This is a genomic window from Microbacterium sp. FW305-3-2-15-F-LB2 (assembly GCF_058787255.1).
The window spans coordinates 97,861-111,854 of the sequence record NZ_JBYSZO010000001.1; the positions used below are offsets into that span (position 1 = coordinate 97,861).

General features: G+C 70.4%; 13 protein-coding genes. 6 read left to right on the top strand and 7 right to left on the bottom strand.

Features of this window, described 5'->3' with window-relative positions:
* Positions 1-56: 56 nt before the first annotated feature.
* From AC3WLZ_RS00505 to AC3WLZ_RS00525, 5 genes are all read right to left on the bottom strand, one after another.
* Complete coding sequence (locus tag AC3WLZ_RS00505) at positions 57-1,952, bottom strand: YhgE/Pip family protein (RefSeq protein ID WP_492468612.1); 1,896 nt, start codon at positions 1,950-1,952, stop codon at positions 57-59.
* Positions 1,949-2,575, bottom strand: a complete 627-nt coding sequence (locus AC3WLZ_RS00510) for a hypothetical protein (protein WP_492468613.1) — start codon at positions 2,573-2,575, stop codon at positions 1,949-1,951. The genes AC3WLZ_RS00505 and AC3WLZ_RS00510 overlap by 4 nt, the downstream gene beginning before the upstream one ends.
* Entirely contained in the window at positions 2,575-3,180 is a 606-nt protein-coding gene (locus AC3WLZ_RS00515) for a TetR family transcriptional regulator (RefSeq protein WP_492468614.1), read from the bottom strand. Before AC3WLZ_RS00515 ends, AC3WLZ_RS00510 begins: the two co-directional genes overlap by 1 nt.
* Before the next feature lie 54 nt (positions 3,181-3,234).
* Positions 3,235-4,677, bottom strand: a complete 1,443-nt coding sequence (argG, locus tag AC3WLZ_RS00520; RefSeq protein ID WP_412923159.1) for an argininosuccinate synthase — start codon at positions 4,675-4,677, stop codon at positions 3,235-3,237.
* Between the two features lie 85 nt (positions 4,678-4,762).
* Positions 4,763-5,455 carry a Pr6Pr family membrane protein gene (locus tag AC3WLZ_RS00525; RefSeq protein WP_412923160.1) on the bottom strand — a complete coding sequence of 231 codons (693 nt, stop codon included), beginning with the start codon at positions 5,453-5,455 and terminating at the stop codon, positions 4,763-4,765.
* 119 nt (positions 5,456-5,574) lie between these two features.
* Between AC3WLZ_RS00525 and AC3WLZ_RS00530 the strand changes: the two genes are divergently transcribed.
* Together AC3WLZ_RS00530 and AC3WLZ_RS00535 are read left to right on the top strand one after the other, a co-directional pair.
* Positions 5,575-6,861 carry an adenylosuccinate synthase gene (locus tag AC3WLZ_RS00530; RefSeq protein WP_412923161.1) on the top strand — a complete coding sequence of 429 codons (1,287 nt, stop codon included), beginning with the start codon at positions 5,575-5,577 and terminating at the stop codon, positions 6,859-6,861.
* A gap of 1 nt (position 6,862) precedes the next feature.
* Positions 6,863-8,062: a lactonase family protein gene (locus tag AC3WLZ_RS00535; protein WP_492468615.1), complete on the top strand. Its 1,200-nt coding sequence runs from the start codon at positions 6,863-6,865 to the stop codon at positions 8,060-8,062.
* A gap of 3 nt (positions 8,063-8,065) precedes the next feature.
* Here AC3WLZ_RS00535 and AC3WLZ_RS00540 read toward each other — a convergent pair whose 3' ends face one another.
* Entirely contained in the window at positions 8,066-9,190 is a 1,125-nt protein-coding gene (locus AC3WLZ_RS00540) for an AI-2E family transporter (RefSeq protein ID WP_412923164.1), read from the bottom strand.
* 64 nt (positions 9,191-9,254) lie between these two features.
* Here AC3WLZ_RS00540 and AC3WLZ_RS00545 point away from each other — a divergent pair, with 64 nt between their 5' ends.
* From AC3WLZ_RS00545 to AC3WLZ_RS00560, 4 genes are all read left to right on the top strand, one after another.
* Positions 9,255-9,560 (top strand): chorismate mutase, encoded by a 306-nt coding sequence (locus AC3WLZ_RS00545; protein WP_492468616.1) that lies wholly within the window; start codon positions 9,255-9,257, stop codon positions 9,558-9,560.
* 315 nt (positions 9,561-9,875) lie between these two features.
* Positions 9,876-11,225 (top strand): quaternary amine ABC transporter ATP-binding protein, encoded by a 1,350-nt coding sequence (locus AC3WLZ_RS00550; protein ID WP_492468617.1) that lies wholly within the window; start codon positions 9,876-9,878, stop codon positions 11,223-11,225.
* The gene (locus tag AC3WLZ_RS00555; RefSeq protein ID WP_492468618.1) at positions 11,225-12,181 is read left to right on the top strand and encodes an ABC transporter permease; all 957 of its coding nucleotides are present in this window, start codon (positions 11,225-11,227) and stop codon (positions 12,179-12,181) included. The genes AC3WLZ_RS00550 and AC3WLZ_RS00555 overlap by 1 nt, the downstream gene beginning before the upstream one ends.
* Before the next feature lie 118 nt (positions 12,182-12,299).
* A complete protein-coding gene (locus tag AC3WLZ_RS00560) occupies positions 12,300-13,208 on the top strand; it encodes a glycine betaine ABC transporter substrate-binding protein (RefSeq protein WP_412923168.1) in 909 nt (302 codons plus the stop codon).
* 30 nt (positions 13,209-13,238) lie between these two features.
* Here AC3WLZ_RS00560 and AC3WLZ_RS00565 read toward each other — a convergent pair whose 3' ends face one another.
* Complete coding sequence (locus AC3WLZ_RS00565; protein ID WP_492468619.1) at positions 13,239-13,985, bottom strand: YqjF family protein; 747 nt, start codon at positions 13,983-13,985, stop codon at positions 13,239-13,241.
* Between the last annotated feature and the right edge of the window lie 9 nt (positions 13,986-13,994).

A 13,994-nucleotide genomic window follows, 5' to 3' on the forward strand; every position in this document is an offset into this window, starting at 1 on the left:
TCGACCCTAGGGCGCGACCGGGGTCCCGCGCAGGATCTTGACGGGTGCGCCGCGGGTCAGCCGATGAGGCTCGGCTGCAGGTCACGGAGCGTGCGGTGATGGGTCATCCGCGTCACGCCGATGGCCGCGAGCACGACCCCGCCGACGAGCCACGCGCCGAGCACGAGCAAGTCGGGGCCGACGCGTCCCAGGTCTCCGCCGTACATCACCTGGCGCATGGCATCCACGACATATCCCATCGGCAGCACGTGGTGCAGCGCCGCGAGGGGCCCCGGGAGGGTCTGCCACGGGAACGTCCCGCCGGCCGTCACCAGCTGCAGAACCATGAGCACGAGGCCGAGGAACTGACCGACCGACCCGAGCCACACGTTCAGCGCGAGCACGATCGCCGCGTACGTCGCCGAGGCGAACAGCAGGATGCCGAGGGCCGCCCACGGGTTCGCGAAAGAGAACTGCAGCGTGACGGCGAGCACCGTGAACAGTCCCACCATCTGGACCGCGCCGAGGCCCGCCGGGGTCAGCCACCCCGCGAGCGTCACGCGGAACGGCGACCGCAGTGCCGTGACCGCGCGCTTGGACACCGGCTTCACGATGAGGAACAGGGCGTAGATGCCGATCCAGCCGGCCAGGGCGGCGAAGAAGGGTGCGAGTCCCGCGCCGTAGTTCTGCGCCTTCGTGACGGAGGTCGATCCGACGCTCACGGGGTCGGAGATCGTGTCGGCCTGCGCCTGCCGTGTCTGGTCGTCGGAGTCGGGGATCTGGTCCACCCCCGACGCCAGTCCATCGCGCAACCGCGTCGCGCCGTCCGAGAGCTGTCCGAGGCCGCTGTCGAGCTGGCTCGCCCCGTCGCGCAGCTGCGCGGCGCCGGAGGCCGCGGTGCTCGCGCCGTCGGCGAGGGCGGCGGCGCCGTCGGCCGCGCTGGACGCCCCGGATGCCACGGTGGCACTGCCGTCGGCCACCTGTCGCGCACCGTCGTCGAGCACGTTGATCTGCGTCACGGTGTCCTGCACGCGGGTGTTCGCCGCCTGCAGACGCTCACCGACCGGGTCGAGGCGCGCGAGGATCTCGTCGATCTTCTGTTGCTCCAGGCCGGCATCGGCCAGGGCCTGCGCGATGTCGGCGCGCGCTTGCGGCAGCTGGGCCGCGGCATCCCCGGCGATCGTGCCGACCTGGCGGGCGGCGGCATCGATGCGGTCGACCCCGCCCGCGACCTGCTGCGCGCCGTCGGCGACGCGCGCGGAGCCGTCGCGCAGTTGCGCGGTGCCGTCGCGCAACTGCGACGCACCGTTCGAGAGCTGGGTCGTGCCGTCGGCGAGCTGCACCGAGCCCGAGGCGAGCTGCGCGGAGCCCGTCTTGGCCGTCGCGAGGCCGTCCACGAGCTGCGTCGCCCCCGTCGTGGCATCCACGAGGCTCACCCGGATGGTGTGCAGCGCGTCGAGGAGGGTGAGCCCGGCTTCGTCGACGACCTTCTGCGCGACGGATGCCTGGATGCGCGCCACGGCCTGCGAGCCGATGGTGGACGCGAGGTAGTTGTTCGCGTCGTTCGTGCGCAGCTCGATCGCGGCCTGACGCGGAGAGTCGGTGGAGAGCGAGGCCACCGCGTCGCTGAAGTCGGCGGTCAGGGTCACGATGAAGTCGAAGTCGCCACGCTCGAGTCCCGTCGAGGCCTGGTCGGCGTCGACGCGGTGCCACTCGAACGTGTCGCTGTCGAGCAGCTGGTCGGCGGCTTCGTCGCCGAGGTTCCGCTGCTCCCCGTTGATCTGTGCGCCGCGGTCGTCGACGACCAGCGCGACCGGCACGTGCGAGAGGTTGCCGTAGGGGTCTTGATTGGCCCAGAGGTAGAGGCCGCCATACAGGATCGGCACGGCGAGGAGCGCGACCAGGGCGAGCACCGACATGCGCGTCGACGTGAGGCGGCGGAGTTCGGCCGTGATCATCTGCGGGATCTTCACTGTGCGTCCTCCTCTGCGGGCTGTTCCGCGGCTTCGAGGGTGGAGATCGCGGTGAGCGAAGCGTGCCCGGCGATCACGAGCACCGCGTACCCGCGTTCGGCGAACTCCTCGGCGATGCGCCACCAGGCGGCGGGCTCGCCGCCGTGGCGGTCGGGGGCGACGAGCACGAGGCCGTCCACGCCTTTACGGAGTGCCGCGAGCTCGAGCAGCAGCCGGATCCGTTGCGGTGGGTCGACGTTGCCGATCGGAACGGATGCCAACGACTCCAGGCCGAGGCCCTCGAGCCACCGCTGCGCCGCGAACGGTGTCGGCGCGTGCCCGGCGAACATGAGCTCTTCGGCCACCACACCGGTCACGGTGACGTTCGCCTCGGGCTCCGAGACGACGGGGGCGTCGACGAGCGCGACGCGGCGGCGGATCCGACCGGCATCCGCGCGGCCGTCGATCGTGACGGATCCGCTGTCGATCTTCATTCGACCGGATGCCACGAGGCCGAGCACCGTGGGGCGCTGCTCGGTCTCGGCGACGGCGAGAGTCGCCCGCCCGGTCTCGTAGGTGGCGGAGGTCTCGGGGAGGGCGCCCTGCGCCTTGCCCTTGGTGACCGCGTCGAGGACGACCTTCATCAAGACTCCAGATCGGGGTGCTGGGCCATGAGTTCGCGGGCCTCGGTCCACGACAGGCCGGCGATGCCGAGGACGGCCGTCACGGCGATGGCTCGGGCGGCGCGGGACTCGGCATCCACGCGGCTGACGACCATGCGGCCGGTCTCCTCGAGCAGGCGCGAGAGGGTCGGGGCGGGGAGGTCGGTGCGCAGTTCGCCGGCCTCCTGGCCGCGCCGGACGATGGTGTCGATCCGGCGGCGCAGCGGGGCGAGCGCCTCGGAGGTCTCGGGGACGTGGGCGTCGTCGAGCGCCAGGGCGGCGGCGGCCTGGACGTGGGCGGCTTCGCGCCACAGCTCGGACGCGAGGCGCGCGAGAGCCAGCCGCGAGTCGGGGTCGTCGATGGTGTCGGCGATGGCGTTGAAGCGCGCGGCGCCGGTGGCGATGACCTCGCGGACGATGGCGTTGCGGTCGTCGAAGTGGCCGTACAACGCGCGGCGCGAGAGGCCGGCGCGCGCGGCGATGGCGGCGATCGAGGCGTGGGGGTCGTGTCCGATGGCGGCGGTGGCGGCATCCACGATGCCGGCGCGGTTCTCGACGGCGTCGCGTCGACGTGCGGGGGTGCTCACGCGCACCAGTGTACGCCCTAACTTGCACTCCGGTGTGCAAGTTCCCTCAATGGTTCAGTCGGTGCCGGACTCGAACGCGGCGGACTCGCCCGCGGCATCCGTCGCCTCGGCCAAGCGCTCGCCGGCGGCGTCGAGGGGAGCGGCGGGCTCGATGATCTCGCGGGCGCCGCCGGCGGCGACGTCGCCGACGAGCTCGCCGGTCGGGCCGCCGATGAGTCCGAGCGCCGCGTACTGCTCGAGGCGAGCGCGCGAGTCGGCGATGTCGAGGTTCCGCATCGTCAGCTGGCCGATGCGGTCGACGGGGCCGAACGCGGCGTCGCCGACGCGCTCCATCGAGAGCTTCTCGGGCGAGTACGACATGCCGGATGCCACGGTGTCGAGGATCGTGTAGTCCTCGCCGCGGCGCAGCCGCAGCGTCACGGAACCCGTGATCGTGGAACCGACCCACTTCTGGATCGACTCGCGCAGCATGAGGGACTGCGGCTCGAGCCACCGGCCCTCGTACATGAGGCGGCCCAGGCGGCGGCCCTGCTCGTGGTAGGTGGCGAGGGTGTCTTCGTTCAGGATGCTGTTGACGAGGCGCTCGTACGTGATGAAGAGCAGCGCCATGCCCGGGGCCTCGTAGATGCCGCGCGACTTCGCTTCGATGATGCGGTTCTCGATCTGGTCGCTCATGCCGAGCCCGTGACGGCCGCCGATCGCGTTCGCCTCGCGGACCAGCGCCACCGGGTCGTCGAACCGGGTGCCGTTGATGGCGACGGGGCGGCCGGCCTCGAATGCGACGGTGACGTCCTCGGTCTCGATCTCGACCGCGGGGTCCCAGAAGCGCACGCCCATGATCGGCTCGACCGTCTCGAGCGACACGTCGAGGTGCTCGAGCGTCTTGGCCTCGTGGGTGGCGCCCCAGATGTTGGCATCCGTCGAGTACGCCTTCTCCGCGGAGTCGCGGTAGGGGAAGTCGTGCGCGACGAGCCACTCGCTCATCTCTTTGCGGCCGCCGAGCTCGGTGACGAAGTCGGCGTCGAGCCACGGCTTGTAGATGCGGAGGGCCGGGTTGGCGAGCAGTCCGTAGCGGTAGAACCGCTCGATGTCGTTGCCCTTGTAGGTGGAGCCGTCGCCCCAGATGTCGACGCCGTCCTCCTTCATCGCGCGGACGAGGAGCGTCCCGGTGACGGCGCGGCCGAGCGGCGTGGTGTTGAAGTAGGTGCGTCCGCCCGAGCGGATGTGGAACGCGCCGCACGCGAGGGCGACGAAGCCCTCCTCCACGAGCGCGGTCTTGCAGTCGACCAGCCGCGAGATCTCGGCGCCGTACTGCGTGGCGCGGCCGGGGATGGATTCGATGTCGTCTTCGTCGTACTGCCCGAGGTCGCCCGTGTAGGTGCAGGGAACGGCGCCCTTGTCGCGCATCCACGCGACGGCGACCGAGGTGTCGAGACCCCCCGAGAAGGCGATGCCGACGCGCTCGCCGACGGGAAGGGACTGCAGGACCTTGGACATGCCCTCGATTCTATTCGGGACGGATGCCACGCCCCGAAACACCGGAACCGGTCAGGCGAGCCGCAGGCCTAGGCCGCGGCACGCCTCAGGCCTCGCGCGACCCCCGTGCCCGCCCGAGCGCCACGGCGCCGAACGCGACGACGATGATCGTCACGGCGATGCCGATCATGTACCCGATGACACTGCCCCAGCTGCTCTCGTACGGGTTGAGGAACGGGTACGGGTACCAGTAGGGCTGCCCGGTGGTCGGGTTGGTCACGAGGTTCGCCCGCACCAGCGTGTAGACGATCCACGCGATCGGGAAGATCGCGGCCCCCAGCGCCGCCTTCCACGGCAGACGCCGGCGGCAGGGCCCGAGGAACAGGTCGAGCAGCAGGAACAGCGGTCCCCACACGTGCATGACCTCGTTCGACCAGGCCACGGTCTCGGGCTGGAGCGGAAGACCGCGGAGGAGCAGGTTGTACACGACGCCGGTGATCACCATGTACGTCGACACCCAGGCCAACGCGGCGGCCAACGCAAGCGGGTCGGGTTCGAGCCGGCGTCCGCGCGAGAGGAACCGGATACCCGCCCAGGCGAGCACGACCACGCTCGCGGTGTTCGACAGGATGGTGAAGAAGCTGAAGAAGTTCGCGATGGTCGTCGGCACGTCGCGGTGGGCGGCGGCGGCACCCGCGACGGTGGAGACGAACTGGGCGATGATGGCGGCGGCGATGAGCGCGGCCATTGCGAGGCGGAGGGCGGTCCAGCCGGTCGCCCAGCTGCGAGAGCGGATCATGCGCCCAGGGTAGTGACGCGGCAGGAGCGCCGGGTGGGGTTGTGGACAACCCCGAGGGGGTGCTGTCGGGGCGGTCGATAGGATGGGGTGTACCGCCGGATAACACGCGAGGAGCGCACATGCCCGGAATCGTGATCGTCGGCGTCCAGTGGGGCGACGAGGGCAAGGGCAAGGCCACCGACTTGCTCGGTGAGCGCACCGACTGGGTGGTGAAGTTCAACGGCGGCAACAACGCCGGGCACACCGTCGTCATCGGCGACGAGAAGTACGCGCTGCACCTGCTGCCCAGCGGCATCCTGTCGCCCGGCGTCAACCCGGTCATCGGAAACGGCGTGGTCATCGACCTCGAGGTGCTCTTCAACGAGCTCGAGGCTCTGAACGCGCGCGGTCTCGACACCAGCCGCCTGAAGATCAGCGCGAACGCGCACATCATCACGCAGTACCACCGCACGCTCGACAAGGTGACCGAGCGCTTCCTCGGCAAGCGCATGATCGGCACGACCGGTCGCGGCATCGGCCCGGCCTACGCCGACAAGATCAACCGGGTCGGCATCCGCGTGCAAGACCTGTTCGACGAGAACATCCTGCGGCAGAAGGTGGAAGGCGCCCTCGACCAGAAGAACCACCTGCTCGTGAAGGTCTTCAACCGGCGGTCGATCACGGTCGACGAGATCGTCGAAGACCTGCTCGCGTACGCCGAGCGCGTGCGCCCGATGGTCGCCGACACCTCGCTGCTGCTGAACGACGCCCTGGATGCCGGTGACGTCGTCGTCTTCGAGGGCGGTCAGGCCACGATGCTCGACGTCGACCACGGCACCTACCCGTTCGTGACCTCGTCGTCCGCGACCGCGGGCGGGGCGTCCACCGGCTCCGGTGTCGGGCCGAACCGCCTCGACCGGATCGTCGGCATCGTGAAGGCCTACACGACGCGCGTCGGCTCCGGCCCGTTCCCGACCGAGCTGTTCGACGAGAGCGGCGATTATCTGCGTTCGCGCGGGTTCGAGTTCGGCACCACCACGGGCCGTCCGCGCCGCGTCGGCTGGTACGACGCCCCGATCACGCGCTACGCCACGCGTATCAACGGCATCACCGACCTCGTGCTCACCAAGCTCGACATCCTCGGCGGACTCGAGCAGATCCCGGTGTGCGTCGCGTACGACGTGGACGGCGAGCGGTACGACGACCTGCCGGTCAACCAGACCGACTTCCACCACGCCAAGCCGATCCTCGAATACCTGCCCGGCTGGAGCGAAGACATCTCGACCGCGCGCACGTTCGACGAGCTGCCGCAGACGGCGCAGGAGTACGTACTGGCGCTCGAAGAGATGAGTGGGACGCGGATCTCGGTCATCGGCGTGGGTCCCGCGCGCGACCAGGTCATCGTCCGTCACGACCTCATCGACTGACGTGCGGTTCTGGGTCGGCGCGTACACCCCCGACGCGGGGGCGGCTGAAGGGATCGGCATCCTGCAGGCCGGCGACGCCGACTCGGCCTGGGCGTCCGGCCCCTTGGGCATGGTCGGCACCGCGGTCGCCGCGTCCGGCTCGCCGTCGTGGGTCGCGCTGCACCCGCAGCTCGATGTCCTCTACGCCGCGCACGAGTCGGACGGCACGGTGCAGGCTTATCGCCGCACCGGAGAGACCCGCCTCGCCCCGCTCGGAGCGCCGGTCCCCGCCGGAGAGGCCGTGTGCCACGTGGCGGTCGCGCCCGACGGGTCGTTCCTCGTCGCCAGTTGCTGGGGCGACGGTCGTGTCGTCCGCATCTCCCTGGATGCCGCGGGCCGACCCTCCTCGCCCGTGATCGCCGCCGCGGCGAGCGACCCGTACGGCGGTACCGATGACGCCTTCGTCGTCGAGACGCCGACCGCGGTGTCCGGCGCCGCCGTCCCCGATCTTGCGGCCGCGGCCCGCGCGCTGCGCGAGACCGCCGGCGAAGAATACGGTCACCTGATCCCCGACTACGACGCGCTCCCCGAGACCGACGCCGAGTCCGAGGAGGCCGTCGCAGGCGCTCGGGTGTCGCGCGCGCACGAGACGATCGTGCTGCCGCGAGGGCTCCTCGCGACCACCGACATGGGTCTCGACCTCGTCCGCTTCTGGCGCTCGACCGGTGCCGGGCTCCGCCTCGTGCAGGAGGTGGCGCTGCCCAAGGGCAGCGGCCCGCGCCACGGCGTATGGCATCCGTCCGGTCACCTGTACGTCGTGACAGAACTCAGCCGCGAGGTGTTCGTGCTGACCCCGGATGCCGAGGGCCGCTGGCGCATCGTCTCCGGCGAGCAGCTGCTCGGCACGCTCGAGGGCGACACCGCGGCCGAGCTCGGCACGAGCCGCGACGGCACGACGCTGTACGCGGGCGTCCGCGGCAGCGACACGATCGGCGTGCTCGCGGTCCGCGGGGCAGGCGAGGCGCTCCAGTTCACCGCGCTGGCCGAGGCCGGAACGCACTGGCCGAGGCATCACGTCGTGGTCAACGACATGCTGCTCGTGGCCGGGCAGCTCGCCGACGAGATCGTGTCGCTTCCGCTCGACCCCCGCACCGGGGTCCCGGGCCGTGTGCGCCACCGCACGGCGTCCCCCGCGCCGACGCGTCTGCTCCCGATGCGCTGACTCCTACTTCTTGGCATCCTGCCGCGGGATGATGATCTGCTTCACGATCAGCAGAACGGACGCGGTCACGGGGATGGCCACGAGCGCTCCGAGGAGGCCGAGGAGAGTGCCGCCGACGAGCGCGCCGATCACGACGAGCGAGCCGGGAACCGAGATGGTGCGGTTCATCACGCGGGGCGTGAGGACGTATGCCTCGACCTGCATGTACACGAGATACACGCCGGCGAAGATCAGCCCCGAAACCGGGTCGACGATGAGCGTCAGCACGGACGCCGTCGCCCAGAAGAGGACGGAACCGACGAGCGGGATCAGGGTGATGCCGAAGGCGAGGGCACCGAGGAGCGCGGCGAAGGGCTGGCCGAGGATCGTCAGGACGATGAAACCGAAGACGGCGTTGCACAGCGCGAGGACGACCATCCCCGCGAGGTAGCCACCGACCGATTCGGTGATCTGGCCGGTCATCTCCGAAACGGTCTCGCGGCTGCGCGCCGGAGTCAGGCGCACGAGCGAGTTCTTCATGGCAGGCAGGGATGCCAAGAAGTACAGACTCAGCACGAGCACGATGATCGCGCCCGAGATGCCGGTCGCGATGCCGACGCCCACCTGGAGCAGGCCGCCGCCGATGGCGGTGAGGTTGGCCGGGTTGGTGAAGAACTTCTGCACTTCCTGGAGGATGTTGCCGAGGCTGTCGCCGAAGTTGGTCTCGACCCACCGGACGGCGTCGCTGTTGATCAGGTCGTTGACGAACGTGGGGATGTCCGTGACGAACTGCTCCACCTGCCGGACGACCGGCGGGATCAGAAGCCACAGAGCGGCCACGAGGATGACGGCGAGGCCGCCGAACACGATGACGATCGCCCAGGCCCGCGAGACGCCTCGGCGAACGAGCCGCCGCACCAGGGGATCGAGCGCGAGCGCGATGAAGAGCGCGATCGCGATGTAGATGAGCACCGTCGACAGGCTCGACAGTGCGAGGCCCAGCAGGATCGCCGTCAGGCCGCCGAGGGTGAGGAAGAACCCCGCGGCGTAGGGCCGGGAGAAGGCCCACCACATCGGCCGATCCCGGGACGTGACCTCCCCGGCGTTCGCGCCTTCGGCGGACGGGTCGGGGCGCGTGGATCGGCTCATGCTCACACTGTAGGGCTCGCGGTCGCCCGGGGCGGGGCGCGATAGGGTCGCATCCGGAGGACCCATGACCGAGGCCGACCCCACGACGATCCTGCAGGGCTTGCGCGGAAGCATCGACAATATCGACGCCGCGCTCATCTTCCTGCTCGCCGAGCGCTTCCGCTGCACCAAGCAGGTCGGGGTGCTCAAAGCGAAGCACGGGATGCCGGCATCCGACCCCGCCCGCGAGGAGCAGCAGATCGCCCGGTTGAAGCGTCTGGCCGCCGAGGCCGACCTCGATCCGGACTTCGCCGAGAAGTGGTTCAACTTCGTCGTGGCCGAGGTCATCCGGCACCACCGGTCCGCCGCCGGTACGCCCACCGACGACTGAGCCGACACGCCCGGGCCGGCCGTCGGGTTCTCCGTCGCCGAGCGCCCGTGGCTCTTCTGTCTCGCGCCCGCGCGTGCCACGGATGTCCGCCGAACGCAAACGAACGGTCGGTTTGCCAGCCGATCCATCAGCGTGAAACGGTAGAGGAGGCCCCTCGCGGGGCCGCCCACCCGACCAGTCCGCGGTCGCCGGTGCCGACTCGGGGGAGTCGCGCCGCGAGCGTACGGTCGGCGGCCAGGACCCGGATCCGACATCCGGCGTCGGAGCGCTCGTCCCCCCGAGGAGCGCCGAGCGGCTGCCACCCGGGCGTGACCGATGCGGCCACCCGAGGCCGCACAGGTGCACACAGTGACCCATCCGCATGCCATCGCGGCGAGGAACCTCTTCAAGGTCTTCGGCCGCTCCCCTCAGACCGCCGTCGAGAAGCTCCGTGCCGGGGCCCGGCGGGACGACCTCGACGACGCCGGAACGGCGGCCGTCATCGACGCGAGCTTCAACGTCGAACCCGGCGAGATCTTCGTCATCATGGGCCTCTCCGGTTCCGGCAAGTCGACCATCATCCGCATGCTCAACGGCCTGCACGACGCCACGGCCGGCACCGTCGAGGTGCAGGGCGACGCCCTCACCGGAGTGAGCTCCGCGCGTCTGCGGACCCTCCGTCGCGAGCGCATCGCGATGGTGTTCCAGCACTTCGCCCTCCTGCCCCACCGCACGGTCGCCGCAAACGTCGCCTACCCGCTCGAGATCCGCGGCGTCGGCAAGGCCGAGCGCCTCGCGAAGGCGGACGAGATCCTGGCACTCGTGGGCCTCGAGGGCTGGGGCGACAAGCCCCCCTCGGCGCTTTCGGGGGGCATGCAGCAGCGCGTCGGCATCGCCCGCGCTCTCGCCGCCGACACCGACATCCTGCTCATGGACGAAGCCTTCAGTGCCCTGGATCCGCTCATCCGCCGCGAGATGCAGGAGCAGCTCCTCGAGCTCCAGCGGACGCTGAAGAAGACGATCGTCTTCATCACGCACGACCTCAACGAGGCGATGTTCCTCGGCGACCGCATCGCGGTCATGCGCGACGGCCGCATCGTCCAGATCGGAACGCCGGAGGACATCCTCACCGACCCCGCCAACGACTACGTCGAGCAGTTCGTGCAGGACGTCGACCGCGCCCGCGTGCTCACGGCGGCCAACGTCATGGAGCGTCCGCGCCCCCGAGTGGATGCCGCCGCCGGCCCGCGCACGGCCCTGCGCCAGATGCGCGACGCCTACATGTCGGCCGTGTACGTCACCGACCGCGACCGGAAGCTCCTCGGCATCGTCACCGACCGTGACGCCGTGAAGCTCGTCCGCGCCGGCGAGAGCTCGCTGCTCGGCAGGCTCAAGCCCGTGCCGCAGAGCGTGCGCGAGGACGAGGTACTGATGAACCTCTTCGTGCCCGCGGTCGAGTCGCCCCTCCCGCTCGCCGTGGTGGACGCCAAGGGACGCCTCACCGGCGTCATCCCGCGCGTGACGCTGCTCGCCGCGCTCGGCCCTGGACCCACCTCCACCGAGGAGATCACGGTGCTTCCACAGCCCGTGCCCTCTGCCGAGATCGACGCCGTGCTCGCCGCTGCCCCGGCTTCTGCGGGTGAGTCGCCCGACGCCGTGGCATCCGGAATCGAGGGGGTGCGCTGATGGACGGGTTCCGCATTCCTGTCGGCACGTGGGTCGACGCGGGAGTCGACTGGCTCCGCGACAATCTCTCGGGCTTGTTCGACGTCATCGCCGTGGTCGTCCGCTTCTTGGTCGGCGGCCTCAGTGACGTGCTGCTGTCCGCCCCGATCGTCGTCGTGATCGTCGTCGCGGCGCTCCTGGCCTGGCTCGTCCGCTCGTGGAAGCTGGCGGTCGGAACCGTGGTCGGGTTCGCCCTCATCCTCGCGATGGGACAGTGGGTGACCGCCATGCAGACGCTCGCGCTCGTGGTCATCGCCGCCGCCGTCGCCGTGGCGATCTCGGTGCCGCTGGGCATCTGGTCGGCACGCAACCCCACCGTGCGCGCCGTCATGAAGCCGGTGCTCGACTTCATGCAGACGATGCCGGCGTTCGTGTACCTCATCCCGGCCATCACCTTCTTCAGCATCGGGGTCGTTCCCGGTGTCGTGGCGACGGTCATCTTCGCCCTCCCTCCTGGCGTGCGTCTGACCGAGCTCGGCATCCGCGGGGTGGACTCCGAGACCGTCGAGGCCGGACACGCGTTCGGCGCGACGCCCGGGCAGATCCTCCGCGGCATCCAGTTGCCGCTCGCGATGCCCACGATCATGGCCGGCGTGAACCAGGTGATCATGCTCGCGCTGTCGATGGCGGTCGTGGCCGGCATGGTCGGAGCCGACGGTCTGGGCAAGGAGGTCGTGCAGTCGATCTCCACGGTCAACCTGCCCAAGGGCGTCGAGGCGGGGCTGAGCGTCGTCATCCTCGCGGTCTACCTCGACCGCCTCACCGCCGCCCTCGGCACACGCTCCGGCAACACGTCGTCGCTGCTCGGCATCCTCGGTCGCCGACGGACGCCCGACACTCCGGCCGGGGATGCCCACACGGAGGCCGAGCGCGCGGTCGCCTCCCCGCGTCGCGCCCCGATCACCACGGGCGCCTGACCCCCCAACCCCGCGCGTGAGGGGTCAACAAGTGTCGCTTCGGGGTCATCGAAGCGACAGAAATCGACCCCTCACGCGTCGAAGAAACGACATACGGAACCAGAAAGAGAGCAATCACATGAAGAACACGCGACACCTCACCGGCATCCTCGTCCTCGGCACCGCAGCGTCCCTCGCGCTCGCCGGCTGCGCGAGCGGCAACCAGGCCGAGGGCGGCGCCGGCGACGGCGGCGACAAGGGCACCATCACGCTCGGCTTCCTGCCGTCGTGGACCGACGGCCTCAGCACCGCGTACCTCCTCGAGGACCAGCTCGAGAAGATCGGCTACACCGTCGAGATGCAGACGCTCACCGAGGCCGGTCCGCTGTACGCCGGGCTCGCGCAGGGTGACGTCGACATCTACCCGTCGGCGTGGCCCGAACTGACCCACAAGTCCTACATGGACACGTACGGCGACTCGATCGAAGACCTCGGTTCCTACTACGACAACGCCAAGCTCACGATCGCGGTGCCCAGCTACGTCGACATCGACTCGATCGACCAGCTCAAGGGCAACGCTGCGCGCTTCGACGGCAAGATCTACGGCATCGAGCCCGGGGCGGGTCTGACGAAGCAGACGCAGGAGACGATGCTTCCCGGCTACGGCCTCGACGGCGACTTCGAGCTGGTGACCTCGTCGACTGCGGCCATGCTCACCGAACTCGACAACGCCATTTCGGCGCAGAAGGACATCGCGGTGACCCTGTGGCGCCCGTTCTGGGCCAACGACGCGTACGACGTGAAGGACCTCGCCGACCCCCAGGGCCTCATGGGCGACCCCGAGAAGCTGCACTTCCTCGGTACCGCCGGCTTCGCCGAGAAGTACCCGGATGCCGCTGAGCTCATCGCCGGCATCCAGCTCGACGACGCGCAGTACGGCTCGCTCGAAGACCTCGTCGTGAACGAATACGGCGAGGGCCGTGAGGCCGAGGCCGTCGACGCGTGGCTCGAGCAGAACCCCGAGGCGTTCTCGACGCAGCGCAGCTGACGCACCGAACCGCGAGCCCCCTCCGTCGACTCAGGCGGAGGGGGCTCTCGCGATCGCCCGGGCGGCGGTGAAGCGCGTGCGGAAGCCGGGGTGCCCTGCGGGCATCGCGAGCACGGAGTCGGGGGTGCGTCCGGCGAGCTGCGGGAAGCCGGCGTCCGCGACGAGGTCGTCGTCGAGCACCTCGAGCTCGGCGGTGACGAGCGGCCACGGCTCGTGGCTGTTCGCGGCCCAGATCGTGCGGCCGAGGTGGCGCTCGTGGAATCCCCAGCGCGCCGTGAGGAAGCGCGAGAGCGGAGTGTCGACAGGGTCGGTACCGATGCGCGCGCGCAGGCGGGTGCCGGGATGCCGGTCGGTGTGCCGGCGCGACCGGTACTCGATGAGCGGCCCGTCGGTGCGCACCCCCGCACGTGCCCAGCGGTACGGCAGTCCGAACAGCGCCCGGGCCGCCAGCACCGGCGCGAGATGCTCGGCCTCGAGCGTGCGGAAGACGACCCCTCGACGCCCGGCGCCGTCGGCCGCGTACGTGCGGACGTTGATCTCGGTGAACGTGCCGACGAACGGTACGGGCGGCAACGGCAGGAAGCGGAACTCGCTCAGCACGAACGGCACCAGCCCCACCCACGCCGAGCCGTCGTGCACGTCCGGGCGCGTCCCGGCGGGCAGCATCGGCGCGACCTCGTCCGGGTCGACGCGCCAGTGCACGAAGACGGCGCGGTTCCACCGCTGCTCGATGACGGCGCGGCCGGGGAGGGCGGGGGCGTGGCGTTCGACAGGCACGCGCCGATT